The 13,385-nt window shown below is 64.4% G+C and carries 10 protein-coding genes; 4 read left to right on the top strand and 6 right to left on the bottom strand.

Annotated elements, in window-relative coordinates; all coding sequences use genetic code 11:
- Nucleotides 1-108: 108 nt before the first annotated feature.
- The 3 genes from KAK11_RS12270 to KAK11_RS12260 all read right to left on the bottom strand — a co-directional run bounded on the left by KAK11_RS12270 (nucleotide 109) and on the right by KAK11_RS12260 (nucleotide 4,176).
- The gene (locus KAK11_RS12270) at nucleotides 109-1,701 is read right to left on the bottom strand and encodes a HEAT repeat domain-containing protein (protein ID WP_210809418.1); all 1,593 of its coding nucleotides are present in this window, start codon (nucleotides 1,699-1,701) and stop codon (nucleotides 109-111) included.
- A 127-nt stretch (nucleotides 1,702-1,828) separates the two neighbouring features.
- Nucleotides 1,829-2,500, bottom strand: a complete 672-nt coding sequence (locus KAK11_RS12265) for a DJ-1/PfpI family protein (protein WP_210809417.1) — start codon at nucleotides 2,498-2,500, stop codon at nucleotides 1,829-1,831.
- A gap of 29 nt (nucleotides 2,501-2,529) precedes the next feature.
- Nucleotides 2,530-4,176, bottom strand: a complete 1,647-nt coding sequence (locus KAK11_RS12260) for an acyl-CoA synthetase (RefSeq protein ID WP_210809416.1) — start codon at nucleotides 4,174-4,176, stop codon at nucleotides 2,530-2,532.
- 363 nt (nucleotides 4,177-4,539) lie between these two features.
- Between KAK11_RS12260 and KAK11_RS12255 the strand changes: the two genes are divergently transcribed.
- On the top strand, nucleotides 4,540-4,749 hold the full coding sequence (locus KAK11_RS12255) for a DUF3820 family protein (RefSeq protein ID WP_210809415.1): 210 nt from the start codon (nucleotides 4,540-4,542) through the stop codon (nucleotides 4,747-4,749).
- A gap of 3 nt (nucleotides 4,750-4,752) precedes the next feature.
- On the opposite strand, the gene KAK11_RS12250 is transcribed toward KAK11_RS12255, so the two are convergent.
- Entirely contained in the window at nucleotides 4,753-6,609 is a 1,857-nt protein-coding gene (locus KAK11_RS12250; RefSeq protein WP_210809414.1) for an ABC transporter substrate-binding protein, read from the bottom strand.
- 302 nt (nucleotides 6,610-6,911) lie between these two features.
- Here KAK11_RS12250 and KAK11_RS12245 point away from each other — a divergent pair, with 302 nt between their 5' ends.
- The 3 genes from KAK11_RS12245 to KAK11_RS12235 all read left to right on the top strand — a co-directional run bounded on the left by KAK11_RS12245 (nucleotide 6,912) and on the right by KAK11_RS12235 (nucleotide 11,243).
- Entirely contained in the window at nucleotides 6,912-8,120 is a 1,209-nt protein-coding gene (locus KAK11_RS12245) for an acetylornithine transaminase (protein ID WP_210809413.1), read from the top strand.
- 60 nt (nucleotides 8,121-8,180) lie between these two features.
- Complete coding sequence (locus tag KAK11_RS12240) at nucleotides 8,181-9,212, top strand: LLM class flavin-dependent oxidoreductase (RefSeq protein ID WP_210809411.1); 1,032 nt, start codon at nucleotides 8,181-8,183, stop codon at nucleotides 9,210-9,212.
- A gap of 204 nt (nucleotides 9,213-9,416) precedes the next feature.
- The gene (locus KAK11_RS12235) at nucleotides 9,417-11,243 is read left to right on the top strand and encodes a methyl-accepting chemotaxis protein (RefSeq protein ID WP_210809410.1); all 1,827 of its coding nucleotides are present in this window, start codon (nucleotides 9,417-9,419) and stop codon (nucleotides 11,241-11,243) included.
- Here KAK11_RS12235 and KAK11_RS12230 read toward each other — a convergent pair.
- Nucleotides 11,235-12,164: a class I SAM-dependent methyltransferase gene (locus tag KAK11_RS12230; protein WP_210809409.1), complete on the bottom strand. Its 930-nt coding sequence runs from the start codon at nucleotides 12,162-12,164 to the stop codon at nucleotides 11,235-11,237. The two genes, KAK11_RS12235 and KAK11_RS12230, sit on opposite strands and share 9 nt — an antisense overlap.
- 29 nt (nucleotides 12,165-12,193) lie before the next feature.
- Complete coding sequence (locus KAK11_RS12225) at nucleotides 12,194-13,360, bottom strand: hypothetical protein (RefSeq protein ID WP_210809408.1); 1,167 nt, start codon at nucleotides 13,358-13,360, stop codon at nucleotides 12,194-12,196.
- Nucleotides 13,361-13,385: the final 25 nt, after the last annotated feature.

Raw genomic sequence — 13,385 nt, 5'->3', positions numbered from 1 at the left:
CCACAGACGCGGCCATGCGCCACCTTTGATGAGGCGTATGCGCCGCGACCTTGAGTGACGTTTGCCGATGCTAGAGCATGAAGGTTCGCTTTGAGCATGCTGCGCCCTTCAGTGGCGCGATCCTTCGATCACGGATAGGGCCCCCATGGCTGCATCTGCAAGGTCGAAATCCACATCCTCGGCCGCAGATCTCAGCGCTGGAATGGCACATTTTGCAGCAGGCCCCAAAGCGCCCAGAGCTTCTGCAGCGGCTTTGCGCGGTGCTGATGGCTCTTCGCTCTGCAAGGTGTCGATGAGCGCGGGGATGGAAGACTCGTCTTGCGCAATGTAAGCCAAGGCAATAGCGCAACTGCTGTGCAGCGGTTCGGTGCCCTCCAGCATTCTGGAGCGCAGAACCTCAACAGCCGAGCTGGCCTGTAGGCCAATTCTTCCAAGCGAAAGCGCAGCCCATGCCGAACGTGCATCTTCCTTGTTGCTCAAAACAGCCGTCAGGGCTTCGACACTGCTGGCCCCAAGTGATGCCAAGGCTCGCGCTGAAGCGGACCTCACGACAGGGCTGGGGTGGCCAAGCGCATCCATCAAGGCCTGCACCACTGCCGGATCAGGGCACGCAATGGCACACAAGGCGTCTGCAGCGGCCCACTGCTGGTCCCAGTCCTCTTCCGCCAGTGCAGCCAGGACATTGGGTATCAAGGGAATCGCTGCCGGCCCCATTGCGCAGATGAAGTCGCACAGGCTTTCGTCGGCTATGGGGTGGGATCGTTCAATGGCGGCCATGAAGGATTCGGTTCGCCCCTCAATCGCCCACAGAGCCACTGCCGCCGGGAGTACGAATCTGTCTTCATCCAACAGTGCCACCAACTGCTCGATGGCGCTTGAAGGCCTTGGCTTCATCACTGCAAGCACCTTGCACACGCTGATCGCCGTGTCCTGTCGGGTGTTCAGGATCGCCATGAAGACAGGGAGTGCCCTTGACAGATCCACGGAGGGTGCCAGATCAGCCAGTGCGTGAAACGTCAGCTGTGTGTCCGAGAGTGTTGACTCTGCGCATAGCGTCGATACATACAAGTCGGCCTGCTCTTGAGAGGTCAACCCCAAAGACTTGGACGCATAGAGCGCGGACCTCACCACCGCTGAGCTGCTGTGGCTGGTCGCAGCCATGATGACCTCTTTGAAGGGCAACAGCAATTCTGTGTTCTCGGAGTTCTTGCCCAGGTTACCCAAGGCATGCAGCGCAGCCGAGAGGTCGGCGGGCTGTTCGGTGCGGGTCAGGCGATGCAATTGCTCCAGTGTGTCGGGGTGGTCGTCGTGCATCAGGCCTAAAGCCCAAGCAGCTTTTTGACGGACAAGCGGCGCTGAGTCTTGAAGCAGCGGACGCAGAGCATGTGCCGAATCTCGCGCGTCCCGCCCGATGTTGCCCAGCGCTTGGGCGGCCTTCTCCCGAACCTGACTGAACTGATGGGCCAAGGACTCCGTCAACGCTGCAACACTTTTCGGCGCACAGTACTTCAGCGCCCAAGATGCACTTTCACTGACTTTCGGAACGGTGTCTGCCAGCCTTTCTACCAGCACAGGAATAGCACTGGATGCCTTGGCTCCGACTTTGAAGGCTATCTCGTAAATGTCCTCGACTGCGGCGGTACGAATCTCAGAATCCGCGTCGGCCGCGCGAATGCAGAGTGCTCTGAGCAGCGCTGGCAATTGGTCATCGCTAGGTGGGGGTGCGTTGTAGTCCATGAGTTGCTTTGGCGTGAATGATGGGGGCAAGGTGCAGTCGTCATGGCCATGAACTGGGGGCGTTGATCCTGAACGTTTGTTGTCAACGCGCTCAAGTCCGCACCCAGGGATAGTCCATCTGCCGCGCCGTGGCCTCGGCCAGGGCGGTGCCGTCCCAGCCCACTGAAGCCGCCATGCGCGCTACGAGGTGCAGGCTCATGTCAATGCCGGCGCTGATGCCGGCGGAGGTGACCAAGCGGCCTTGCTGGGCTTCGACCCAGCGCACACCCGCTTGCACCTGCAGCGCTGGGAACTGCGCGCGCAGGTCGACCAGGTCTTCCCAATGCGTGGTGCAGGGCTCATCGGTCAGCACACCCGCAGCCGCCAAGATGAAGGCGCCGGTGCAGACGGAGGCCGTCCAAGGGCTGTGGGCGTGCAGATGGCGCACCCAAGCCAAGGTCTGCGGGCAGGCTTGCGCGGCGTCCACCACGCCACCGGGCACGAGTAGCAGGTCGGCCTGCTGGCATTGCGCAAAGTCTGCATCCGGCAGCACGCGCAGGCCCGCACGGGCTTTGACCGGGCCGAGGCTGCGGGCCACGCAACACACACTGAAAAGGTCTTTCGGGTCGGTGCCCGAACCGGGTTGGATTGCCGGGGCAGAGAAGCGCTTGCGGGCCACGCGCGCGGCGGTGGTGAATACTTCAAAAGGCCCGGCAAAGTCCAGCGCCTCCATGTTGTCAAAGGCCAGCAAGGCGACGTTGAAATGGGCGGCAGCGGTGGTCATGGTGAGGCGTGGAACTCTCGGGTCAAGGTTTAGACATCAATGGCGGACGCGGACCCGGCCTGCTTGCGCAGCTCAAACTTTTGGATCTTGCCGGTGGACGTCTTGGGCAGTTCGCCAAAGACCACCGCGCGCGGCACCTTGAAGCCGGCGAGATGCTGTTTGCAGTGGGCAATCACCGCCTCAGCGCTGAGCTGTGAGCCGGCCTTGAGCTCGATGAAGGCGCAGGGCGTTTCGCCCCACTTCGGGTCCGGCTTGGCGACGACGGCGGCGGCCAGCACGTCGGGGTGGCGGTAGAGCACGTCTTCAACCTCGATGGAGGAGACGTTCTCGCCGCCCGAGATGATGATGTCTTTGCTGCGGTCTTTGATCTTGATGTAGCCGTCTGGGTACTGCACGGCCAAGTCGCCGGTGTGATACCAGCCGCCGGCAAAGGCCTCGGCGGTGGCGCCGGGGTTCTTCAGGTAGCCCTTCATCACGATATTGCCGCGGAACATGATCTCGCCCATGGTCTCACCGTCCCAGGGCACGGGCTGCAGCGTGGCCGGGTCCAGCACGGCGGCACCACGTTGCAGGTGATAGCGCACGCCCTGGCGGGCGTTCAAGCGGGCGCGCTCGCCGATGTCCAACTGCTCCCACTCGGCATGCTTGGCGCAGGCCGTGGCCGGGCCGTAAACCTCGGTGAGCCCATAGACATGGGTGAGGTCAAAACCCAGGGCTTCCATGCCTTCGATCAGCGAGGCCGGTGGTGCCGCACCGGCCACCATGGCCTTCACACCACGGGGCAGCTTGGCCTTCAACTCGGCCGGGGCATTGACCAGCAGGCTGTGCACGATGGGCGCGCCGCAATAGTGGGTCACGCCATGCTCGGCCATGGCCTGCGCCATCGCGGCGGCCTCGACTTTGCGCAGGCAGACATTGACGGCAGCGCGCGCCGCCAGCGTCCAAGGGAAGCACCAGCCATTGCAGTGGAACATGGGCAAGGTCCACAAATAGACCGCATGTTTGGGCAGATCCCACTCCAAGATATTGGAGGTGGCGTTGGTGGCCGCGCCCCGGTGGTGATAGACCACGCCCTTGGGGTTGCCGGTGGTGCCACTGGTGTAGTTCAGTGCAATAGCGTCCCACTCGTCGGCCGGCAAGGCCCAGTCAAAGGCGGGGTCGCCCTGGGCCAAAAAGGCCTCATAGGTGGTGCTGCCCACGCGCTGGGCTTGGCCGGTGTAAAGCGCATCTTCAGCATCAATCACCAACAGCGGCTGCGCGCTTTTGCGCAGGGCCACCGCGCGCTGCAGGGTGGCGGCAAACTCTACATCCACGATCACGGCTTTGGCCTCGCCGTGGTCCAGCATGAAGGCAATGCTCTCCGCATCCAGCCGGGTGTTGAGCGCGTTCAAGACCGCGCCCGCCATGGGAATGCCAAAGTGGGCCTCCACCATGGGCGGTGTGTTGGGCAGCATCACCGCCACGGTGTCGCCCACGCCGATGCCCGCTTGGCTCAAGGCACTGGCCAGTCGGCGGCAGCGCGCATAGGTCTCGCCCCAGGTTTGACGCAGTGCGCCGTGGATGATGGCCGTGCGCTGCGGATAGACCTCGGCCGTGCGCTCAATGAACAGCAGCGGCGTGATCGGTGCATGGTTGGCGGGGTTGCGGTCCAGGTGCTGTTGATAGAGGGAGGTCATGAGCGGGGCTTTCTATCGCTGGGGGGCCGTGAGCAGCACATCATAGTGGGGCCTAGGAGCGTGGGCGGCAGAAATTCAGGCCCGCGTTGGGGCGGCTTGGGGGGAGCAGTCTAGGCGCAGCGCGCCGCTCGCACGTGCTGTTCGAGCAAGCGTTGCAACGACGAATGGACCCCCAAGCCGCCCCAACCCGAAGGGCCGTAGCGATTTGCGGTGCCTGTCGGCGTTGCGCACTCGTTGCAGGGGTCGGCCATGCGCCTCGTGCGCGCCTTGCCATGCACCGCAACTCCCCACGGCGCGAGCCTGAACTTCTGCCGCCCACGCTCCTAGCGGCTACCATGGCCCCCCTTGGCTCCTCATTGACCCATGCACCCGGAAGACCTGCAAAAACTGGTGAGCACCCCCATGCCCTTTGGCAAGCACAAGGGCGTGCTGTTGGCCGACCTGCCCGGCAACTACCTGAACTGGTTTGCGCGCGAGGGCTTTCCCAAGGGCGAGATCGGCCGCTTGCTGGCGCTGATGCAGGAGATCGACCACAACGGCTTGAGTGACCTGCTCAAGCCGCTGCGCCGCTAGCCCTCAGGGCTCAAGCGCCACAAAACGCCAAAAGTCGCGCATGAAGGGATGCGGGCGGAAGCCCTGCACACGTGGCTGATACAACCAGGTGTTGACGTCATGCCCGCTGGCCTTATAGGGCATATAGGCCAGGCTCAGCTTCACGGCTTGGGCGATCACCGCTTGGCGCTCGGGGCCGTCGGGTAGCACGCGTTGCTGCTCGTTGAGGGTGTTGAAGGCCGGCAGGTCAAAGCGCGCATAGTTGCTTTGGCCCTTGTTGGGGCCGTACATCAGGTCCAAGAAGTAGCTGCCGTCCGGGATGGCAGCGCTCCAGCCGGTGGTCCACATCATCAGCTTGCCCGCCCGGGCGGCCTTGATGTTCTCTTGCCAGGCGCCCATGCGGAAGCTCATCTTCACGCCAATGGCATCCATCGAGCTCTTCCAGTGGCCCTGCCATTGGCGGGCCAATTGGGTGGGTTCGGTGTGCAGCTCAAGCTGCAAGGGCTGGCCATTGGGCTGGTCGCGCCAGCCATCGCCGTCTTTGTCCACATAGCCGGCCAAGTCCAGCAGCGCTTTGGCGCGCTGCGGGTCGTAATCACTCATCTCTGACTTTAGATCCGGGTCGTAGCCGCTGACCTGGGGCGGGATCACGCTCTGCGCCGGCTTCATCTGGCCGCGCCGCATCAAGGCCCTCTCGCGCGGTGCGTTATAGGCCAGGGCCAAGGCGCGGCGCAGGGCCACGCGCTCGGGCGTGTAGCCGCCCACAATGGGGTTCTCCAAGTTGAAGTAGACATGCCGGGTGGTAGGGGCCACCACGCGGGTCATGCGCACGCCGCGCTTGGCCAAATAGGGAGCGACCTGCCCCTGGGGCGCTGCGCTGCCCACAAACTCGTCGGGCACCCAAACCATGTCCAACTCGCCGTTCAAAAAGGCCAGCCAGCGCGGCTGCGCTTCCTCAATGATGGAGACTTCTACGCGGTCCACCATGGGCAGCTTGCGGCCCCGGAAGCGCTGGGCGATGGCTTGGCCCTCGGCGTCGTCAGCCGCGGGCTGTTCATCGTGCACGCTGTGCTGGTGCGCCGGGTTGCGCTCCAGCACGATGCGTGAGCCGCGCCGCCAGGCTCCGAGCTTGAAGGGGCCGGTGCCCACCGGGTGCGCCATGGCGGCCTTGGTGTCGGGCAGGCTCTCGATCACCTCGCGGGCCACAGCACCACTCAAGGCCGGTGTGGCCAGCACATAGGGCAGGCGCGGCGCGGGCTTGGCCACCCGGATCTGCAGGGTGTAGCGGTCCAGCGCCTTGAGGCCTTCGACCTCCGTGTCATAGGGGAAGGGTGTCTTGGTGTCTAAAGCCTTTTGACGCAGCTCATCCAGGCCCAACAGGCCTGCGCCTTGGTAATGGAAGAGCGTGGGGCTGCGCACGGCGGGGTCGTAATAGCGCTTGATGCTGTAGACATAGTCGGCCGCCACCAGCTCGCGCTGTGTGGGCCGGCCCGCTTTGTCCTTGAAGGCCGGGTGCTCGCTAAAGGTGATGCCCGGCTTGATGCGAAAGACGAAGCGGGTGTAGTTGTCGCTGACTTCAGGCAAGCTGACGGCGGTGTTGGGCTTGAGCTTGGCGGGGCGGGCCAGGTGGTCGTAGGTCAGCAGCGCATCAAACAAGCTGCCCACCAGGGCCGCCGAGACCACGTCTGAGATTTGGGCCGGGTCGAAGCCATTCTCGTGGCCATGGAAGGCCACCCGGACGGTGCTGGGTGCAGCGCTGGCGCTGCCCACTGGCGGCTCACTCGCTGTGGCGGCTGCGGCCAGGGTCAGCGTGCACCAGGCCGTGATGGCCCATCGGGCGGCAGAGGGGCCAAGGCGATGCGAAGCGGTGTCAGGGGACATGGGCAGTGCACTCGTTGGAGGTCGGGGCCAGTGCATTGTCCACATCTTGCAACGGTGCGGATGCGGGTTGACACGGTGTTGGCCTAAGATGTCCCTCATGTTCTTGATCGCCCTTTCTTTCACCAGCGCTGCCCAAGCGCGAGCCGCACGAGCTGCACGAGCCCGTCGCTCGCTGCCGTGCGCTGCGCGTGAGAGAAAGCCGAAGTCGATCTAAGCCCCAGACTCCCATTTCTCCCCCCAAGGCCACGGTTCACCCCGTGGCCTTTTTCTTTGTCTCGCCACTTTTGATTGAAAGGCCCATCATGACCTGCCCACAGCCCCTGCCTTCCTTGAACGTCCACACCTTGATGCCCGTGACCGAGCGCCCCGAGCAGGTCTTTGTGCGCGGCGAGGGCGCCTGGCTGTGGGACGCCGCCGGCCAGCGCTACCTGGACTGGCTGCAAGGCTGGGCCGTGAATGCGCTGGGCCACTGCCCGCCGGTCATCAGCCAGGCGCTGCAGGCGCAAAGTAGCTTGCTGCTGACGCCCAGCCCCGCGCTCTACAACCTGCCTGCCCTGCAATTGGCGCAAGCCTTGTGTGGGCTCAGCGGCATGGATCAAGTCTTCTTTGGCAGCACGGGGGCAGAGGCCAATGAAGGGGCAATCAAGCTGGCGCGCAAGTGGGGGCGGCTGCATCGAGCGGGGGCGCACGAGATCATCACCTTTGAGAACGGCTTTCACGGGCGCAACTTGGCGACCATGGCCGCGAGCGGAAAACCCGGCTGGGACGAGATGTTTGCGCCGCGCATGGAAGGCTTTGCCAAAGCGCGGCTCAATGACCTGGACAGTGTGAAGGCGCGCTTGAGCCAGCGCACCGTGGCCATCATGCTGGAGCCGGTGCAGGGCGAGGCGGGGGTGCGGCCGGCCTCGCCAGCCTTCTTGCAGGCGCTGCGTGCGCTGTGCGATGAGCAAGGCTTGCTGCTGATCTTTGACGAGGTGCAAACCGGCTGCGGCCGCTTGGGCGAGCTGTTCGGCTTTCACCACTTTGGCGTGCGGCCGGACATCCTGACTTTGGGCAAGGGCTTGGGCGGCGGCGTGCCCATCTCGGCGGTGCTGGCGCAGGCTCACTGCAGCGTGTTCGAGCATGGCGACCAAGGCGGCACCTATGCGGGCAACCCCTTGATGTGCGCGGTCGCTTTGGGCGTGTTGGCCGAGATCAGCCAGCCCGCTTTCTTGGCCCAGGTGCGCCGCATCGGGCTGCAGTTGCAACGCGGTTTGCAAGCCCTCTCGGAAGAGCATGGCTTGGGTGAAGTGCGCGGCGCCGGCCTGCTGTGGGCGCTGGAGTTGGGCCAGGACCATGCCCCCGCCTTGGTGCGCGCTTGCCGAGCGCGCGGCCTGCTGGTCAACGCGGCGCGCCCGCATTGCCTGCGCTTCATGCCCAGGCTCAACAGCACGGCCGAGGAGATCGAGCATGGCTTGGCCGTGCTGGGCGCGGCCTTGGCGGCGCAGCACCACACCAGCATGGCCGCATAGCGCTTGGGTTTGCTCTTCGCGCTGCCCGCAGGGCCAGCGGATTGCAGGCATCATCACGCCATGAACACCCTTCGCCCTGTGCCCCTCTCGATGTTGGATCTGGTCGCTGTTCGAGAGGGCAGCAGTGTGGCCGATGCGCTGGCCGTGGCGCGGCGCACCGCCCAGCATGTGGAGGGTCTGGGCTTCACCCGCTATTGGCTGGCCGAGCACCACAATATGGCGGGCATTGCCAGCTCGGCCACGGCGGTGTTGGTGGGCCATATTGCGGGTGCCACCCAGCGCATTCGCGTGGGCTCGGGCGGCGTCATGTTGCCCAACCATGCGCCGCTGGTGGTGGCCGAAGCCTTTGGCACCTTGGCCGAGCTCTACCCGGGCCGGATCGATCTGGGCCTGGGCCGCGCCCCCGGCACCGACCGCGAAACCATGCGGGCGCTGCGCCGCGACAGGCCCGAGACTGAAGAAGACTTTCCGCGCGAGGTCCAAGCCTTGCAGCAGTTTCTCGCCCCCGCGCAGCCGGGCCAGCGCGTGGTGGCCATGCCGGGCGCGGGCACGCAGGTGCCAATCTGGCTTTTGGGCTCCAGCTTGTTCTCCGCACAGTTGGCCGCCGAGCGGGGCTTGCCCTACGCTTTTGCGTCGCACTTCGCACCGCGCATGCTGATGCAGGCCTTGGAGGTCTACCGCAGCGCGTTCAAGCCCTCGGCCACGCTGGCCAAGCCTTATGTGGTGATCGGGGTGCCGCTGGTGGCCGCGCCCACAGACGACGAAGCGCAGTTCCTGGCCAGCAGCATCTATCAGCGGGTGTTGGGCATCTTGCGGGGTGACCGGCGCCGCCTCGGGCCGCCGGTGCCCGACTACGTGGCCCAGTTGAACCCGGCTGAACGTGCCGGCATTGCCGACTTTCTGGGCGCCGCCGTCATTGGCAGCCCCCAAACCGTGCGCGAGGGCTTTGCCCGGCTGCTGCAAGCCACTGGGGCGGACGAGCTGATGCTGGTGTGTGATGTCTATGAGCCGGCGCTGCGTTGGCGGGCCCTAGGCATCGCGGCGCAGGTGATGCAGAGCATGGGCACCCAGCCCCATGATGATGGAGGTTAACTACATTGATTTTGAGCGACAGCCGTTTGACAGCTTTGACCAGACATATGTCGGAATCCACTTGATTAGACAAGTATTGAGGACGGATTTCTGCCCGCTACTAGGGTCGGAACTTCTACACACTTGCTGCCAGCGTTTGGGGTCGTAGTAGCTCACTATGTCAGTCGGGCCGACATCAGAACTGCAGCACGGAAGTAGGTCCCGATGATCTCTGCTCTTCACACATTGCGCGGTCGCTTGGTGGCCGCCACCGGTGTCATGATGTTGCTGAGCATGCTCAGTCTCGCGGCGTACAACGCCTATGCGGCGCGGGATGCGGCACTTCACTCTTTGGGGGACGAGGCACGCTCTCTGAGCCAGGCGGTGGTGGCGGGCACCGAGGATTGGATTGAAGCCCATGCGGCCGTGCTGGAGTCTCTGGTCCCAGCGGCCGACCACCCTGACCCCACCGGCAAGCTGCTGCAGGCCGCACAGTCGGGCGGGTTTGAACGCACCTACTTTGGCTATGTGGACAAGCGCTTCACCTCGTCTTCGCTGCAGGATCTGGGCAGCAAGGTCGATCCCACGGTCAAAGCTTGGTACAAGCAAGCGCTGGAGTCCGAGAACGTGGAATTGACCGAGCCTGTGCTGGACGCCAAGACGGGCAAGCTGGTGGTGACTTTCTCCAAGGCCGTTTACGCCGCTGGAACGCTCTCCGCCGTGGCGGGGGCGGACATGTCGCTGGAGGGGGTGGCCAAGAGCGTGTTGCTGGTCAAGCCGACGCCCTTGAGTTATGGCTTTGTGGTGTCTAAGGCCGGTCAGGTGTTGGTGCACCCTGAAGCCGAGCGGCGCATGAAGCCCGCCTTGGAGCTGAGTCCCTTGATCACCCCTGAATGGCTCAGCACGGCGGACGGTTCACTCTTGCAGGCTCGGATCGGCGACCAAGACATGTTGCTGTCAGCGAGAACCGTGGGTGACTCGGGTTGGACCCTGGTGGTGGCCATGCACCGTGATGAATCCTTATCCGAGTTCACAGCGCTGATGTGGGAGTCCGTCATCGTGGGCTTGGCGCTGTCGGTGCTGTGTGTGGTGCTGCTCGGCGGCCTGGTGTCGGTGCAACTGCGGGGCCTGTCCCGCTTGCGTGATGCGATGCGAGAAGCCGCTCAAGGCGATGGCGACCTGACGCGACGCCTGAGCCACTCGGGCCGCGATGAGCTCTCGGAGATCGCCCAAGACTTCAACCAGTTTGTGGGCAAGATCTGCAGCACCCTCAATGACATTCGATCCAGCAGCGAGTCCGTGCGATTGGCGGCGTCCGAAATCGCGCAAGGCAATCTGGACCTCTCCAACCGCACCGAGACCACTGCGTCGAGCCTGCAGAACACGGCGAGCTCCATGGCCATCATGGCGGACCGCGTGATTCACTCTGCGGAAGTGGCCGATCAGGCCAACTTGCTGGCCCGCTCGGCGGCAGAGGCCGCCCACCGTGGTGGTGAGGTGGTGGGCAAGGTGGTCGACAGCATGGATCAGATGACGGAGAGCTCGAATCGCATCTCTGAAATCATCGGCGTGATCGACGGCATCGCGTTTCAAACCAATATCTTGGCGCTGAACGCTGCGGTTGAAGCTGCCCGTGCCGGAGAGCAGGGCCGCGGCTTTGCTGTGGTGGCCAGCGAGGTGCGCAGCTTGGCGCAGCGCTCAGCGGTGGCGGCTCGGGAGATCAAGACCCTGATCGACACGTCGGTGGAGCATGTGAACACGGGCGCTGCGCAGGTCCAGCGAACCGGTGAGGTGATGAATGACATCGTGGGTGGCGTTCGCCGCGTGGCCGACCTGATTGGCGACATTGCAGCCGGCGCTCGTGAGCAGCGTGATGGCCTGACCGAGGTGAACCAGGCCGTCAACCGTTTGGATCAAATGACCCAGCAAAACGCTGCCTTGGTCGAGCAGTCCGCCGCCGCTGCGGCCAGCTTGAACGAACAAGCGACTCGACTGGCGACCGTGGTGAGCGAGTTCCGCACCGATTCGTCTCAGCGCCTCGTGTCAGCGTGACGAGGTCGCGCGCTCAAAGACCAAGACTTTGAGCGCGCGGTCCTCATCGGCATCTGCGAAGGATGCGGGATTGGCCACCCGCTCCACCAAGTTGAACATCGGGGCCTCCTGCTGGACCAAGTCCAGCAAGAACGCCGGGCCCAGCTCGGGGGCATTCAAAGCCAGCAGCGCATGGCCGCCGGGGGCGATCAGGTCGGGCAGGCGGCGCACCAGGCGAGCGTAGTCCTTGGTGGCGACAAAGCTGCCTTTTTGGTAGCTGGGCGGGTCGGCAATCACCAGGTCATAGGGCCCGCGCCGGGTGATCTTGCCCCAAGAGCTGAAGATGTCATGCGGCATGAAGGCGGTGCCCTCTTGCACGCCGTTGAGCTCATGGTTGCGCTGCCCTTGGGCCAGCGGCCCTTTGGCCATGTCAAAGTTCAACACCGAGCCCGCACCCGCCAGCCGCGCCACCACCGAGAAAGCGCAGGTGTAGGCAAACAGGTTCAGCACGCGGCCGCGCGGGTGGGCTTGCGCCCAGCGCTGTACCCATTGGCGGCCAGCGGCCATGTCCAAAAACAGGCCGTGGTTCTGGCCGCGCAGCAGGTGCACCTCGTAGCGTGCACCGTGCTCACTCACGAGGTGTGGCGAGGGCACGCTGCCGGCCATCAAACGGTTCTGAACGCGGAACTCATCCCGATGCTGAAACACCCAATTCAAAGGCTGGCCTGGCGCCAGCTCGGCCCAGCGGGTGGCCAGTGCCTGGCCGATCTGGGCTAACTCATCGTCAGTGACCGGGGCAAAGCTGGTCAGCAGCCAAACGGGTGGATAGAAATCGAGTGACCATTGCTCGCAGCCTGGGTGCAGGCCGCCGCGCCCATGAAAGACGCGGCAAGCCTCGGCGGGCAAGGGCAGGCTGGCGATGGTGGCAAGCAGGGCGTGCATCGTGTGGCGGCTGCAGCAGCGGGGTGCGCTCAGCGCACCGCCACCGTTTCGATCAGCTCGTGGCGCCCCAGGCTGGTCTTGCGGCCATCCTGCCAATGGGTCAATTCATAGCCGTTGGTGTAGAGCAGTTGGCCATTGCTCAACACATCAAAGCCCGCCACATGGTTGGCGACGATCTGCAACTGACGCCCCGGCGGTTGGCGCACCAGCTCCCAGCTCGCTGGCACGAGGTGGCCCGCATGCCCAGGGTCGTTGCGGACCTTGCTGAGCTCAATCATGCGGCCATGCAGCCAGAGCCGGCCCAGGTCTTGATCGAGCTCGGGCGTGCGTGGGCCACCGGCCGATCGCAGCGGCTCTTTGCCGTACAGCATCGAGAAGATATTGAGGAAGCCAAACACAGCCTTGATGAGCCGGATGGGCATCATCACCGTGTCCAGCAGGGCGTTGCTCGCGCGCTCGGTGGGCGGCTTTTCAATGGGGCGGCGGATGGCATAGAGCGTGCCGTCCGAACCCACCTTTGGCGCGATGAAGTCAAAGTGTTTGTCGTCCAGCAGGGTTTCTAGCTGGCCACTGCGGTAGTCCAGCTTGCAGACGGTGGCGTGGCTGGCCGCCACCACATAGCCATGCTCAGGGTGGCGGGCTACCCCGGTGCTTTGGAACACGATGGTGCTGGCGCTGCCAGGCACCAGCGCGGGGTGGCCGTCCTGGCTGTCTCCGCCGGTGATGGCTCCTTTGAGGTTGCCGTCTTCGTCATAGACCTCCAGCTGCGCTGTGCCGTCGTGCATGCGGACCCCCAGCACCAAGCGCTGGTCCTGCGGGTTGTAGGCCAAACCGTCGATGCTGAAGCCCGTGCGATGGAACAAACGGACTTCGCGGTCTTCATCCAAATGCTGGCGGAACAGGCCCGTGGCCTCGCCGACTTTGAGCACGTAGTAGATGGTCTGATCATTGGCCCCGAAGCAGGCCTGCAAGAACTTGGGCGGCGCCATCGCGGCGCTTTGCTGGGTGCCCCACAGGGAGCTGCTGGGAATGACGCCGCTTTGCTGCTCGCGGGGCGCATGCTTCCACGAGGTGGTGCGGCGGCTGCGCTCGTCGCGCTCGATCACTTCGCGCGCAAAGGCGGACACGATCTGGCGTGGGCTGTTCGTTCCCTCGTGCAGCCACAACTCTCCCTTGGCAATGGCCAATGTTTTCATGCGCTCCTCCTCGATCTTGGTGGGC

Source organism: Ideonella paludis (assembly GCF_018069865.1).
GTDB classification, from domain to species: domain Bacteria; phylum Pseudomonadota; class Gammaproteobacteria; order Burkholderiales; family Burkholderiaceae_C; genus Ideonella; species Ideonella paludis.
This window is presented reverse-complemented; position numbering and strand designations above follow the sequence as displayed.

Coding starts and splice junctions, on each gene's coding strand:
- KAK11_RS12265 (WP_210809417.1), bottom strand. CDS start 2,500: ATGACCACCGCTGCCGCCCATTTCAACGTCGCCTTGCTGGCCTTTGAC.
- KAK11_RS12260 (WP_210809416.1), bottom strand. CDS start 4,176: ATGACCTCCCTCTATCAACAGCACCTGGACCGCAACCCCGCCAACCAT.
- KAK11_RS12255 (WP_210809415.1), top strand. CDS start 4,540: ATGCACCCGGAAGACCTGCAAAAACTGGTGAGCACCCCCATGCCCTTT.
- KAK11_RS12250 (WP_210809414.1), bottom strand. CDS start 6,609: ATGTCCCCTGACACCGCTTCGCATCGCCTTGGCCCCTCTGCCGCCCGA.
- KAK11_RS12245 (WP_210809413.1), top strand. CDS start 6,912: ATGACCTGCCCACAGCCCCTGCCTTCCTTGAACGTCCACACCTTGATG.
- KAK11_RS12240 (WP_210809411.1), top strand. CDS start 8,181: ATGAACACCCTTCGCCCTGTGCCCCTCTCGATGTTGGATCTGGTCGCT.
- KAK11_RS12235 (WP_210809410.1), top strand. CDS start 9,417: ATGATCTCTGCTCTTCACACATTGCGCGGTCGCTTGGTGGCCGCCACC.
- KAK11_RS12230 (WP_210809409.1), bottom strand. CDS start 12,164: ATGCACGCCCTGCTTGCCACCATCGCCAGCCTGCCCTTGCCCGCCGAG.
- KAK11_RS12225 (WP_210809408.1), bottom strand. CDS start 13,360: ATGAAAACATTGGCCATTGCCAAGGGAGAGTTGTGGCTGCACGAGGGA.